The sequence below is a fragment of the Streptomyces sp. NPDC051909 genome, assembly GCF_040681095.1.
Taxonomy (GTDB): Bacteria; Actinomycetota; Actinomycetes; order Streptomycetales; family Streptomycetaceae; genus Streptomyces.
In genome coordinates, this window is record NZ_JBFAYA010000084.1 from 1 (window position 1) to 1,427 (window position 1,427).

1 rRNA gene is annotated in these 1,427 nt (G+C 56.1%); it reads left to right on the forward strand.

Annotated elements, in window-relative coordinates:
- Positions 1–1,395 (forward strand): 23S ribosomal RNA (locus tag AB0M18_RS36615); the annotation flags it as partial.
- Positions 1,396–1,427 lie beyond the last annotated feature (32 nt).

A 1,427-nucleotide genomic window follows, 5' to 3' on the forward strand; every position in this document is an offset into this window, starting at 1 on the left:
AGGCTGAGACCTGATGCCGAGCCGATTGTGGTGAAGTGGATGATCCTATGCTGTCGAGAAAAGCCTCTAGCGAGTTTCATGGCGGCCCGTACCCTAAACCGACTCAGGTGGTCAGGTAGAGAATACCGAGGCGTTCGGGTGAACTATGGTTAAGGAACTCGGCAAAATGCCCCCGTAACTTCGGGAGAAGGGGGGCCACGCCTGGTGATCACTCTTGCAGTGTGAGCTGGGGGTGGCCGCAGAGACCAGCGAGAAGCGACTGTTTACTAAAAACACAGGTCCGTGCGAAGCCGTAAGGCGATGTATACGGACTGACGCCTGCCCGGTGCTGGAACGTTAAGGGGACCGGTTAGTGACCTTTCGGGGTTGCGAAGCTGAGAACTTAAGCGCCAGTAAACGGCGGTGGTAACTATAACCATCCTAAGGTAGCGAAATTCCTTGTCGGGTAAGTTCCGACCTGCACGAATGGCGTAACGACTTCTCGACTGTCTCAACCATAGGCCCGGTGAAATTGCACTACGAGTAAAGATGCTCGTTTCGCGCAGAAGGACGGAAAGACCCCGGGACCTTTACTACAGTTTGATATTGGTGTTCGGTTCGGCTTGTGTAGGATAGGTGGGAGACTGTGAAGCGGCCACGCCAGTGGTTGTGGAGTCGTCGTTGAAATACCACTCTGGTCGTGCTGGATGTCTAACCTCGGTCCGTGATCCGGATCAGGGACAGTGTCTGATGGGTAGTTTAACTGGGGCGGTTGCCTCCCAAAGGGTAACGGAGGCGCCCAAAGGTTCCCTCAGCCTGGTTGGCAATCAGGTGTTGAGTGTAAGTGCACAAGGGAGCTTGACTGTGAGACCGACGGGTCGAGCAGGGACGAAAGTCGGGACTAGTGATCCGGCGGTGGCTTGTGGAAGCGCCGTCGCTCAACGGATAAAAGGTACCCCGGGGATAACAGGCTGATCTTCCCCAAGAGTCCATATCGACGGGATGGTTTGGCACCTCGATGTCGGCTCGTCGCATCCTGGGGCTGGAGTCGGTCCCAAGGGTTGGGCTGTTCGCCCATTAAAGCGGTACGCGAGCTGGGTTTAGAACGTCGTGAGACAGTTCGGTCCCTATCCTCTGTGCGCGCAGGAATATTGAGAAGGGCTGTCCCTAGTACGAGAGGACCGGGACGGACGAACCTCTGGTGTGCCAGTTGTTCTGCCAAGGGCATGGCTGGTTGGCTACGTTCGGGAGGGATAACCGCTGAAAGCATCTAAGCGGGAAGCCTGCTTCGAGATGAGTATTCCCACCTCCTTGAGAGGGTAAGGCTCCCAGTAGACGACTGGGTTGATAGGCCGGATGTGGAAGCCCAGTAATGGGTGGAGCTGACCGGTACTAATAGGCCGAGGGCTTGTCCTCAGTTGCTCGCGTCCACTGTGTTAGTTCTGAAG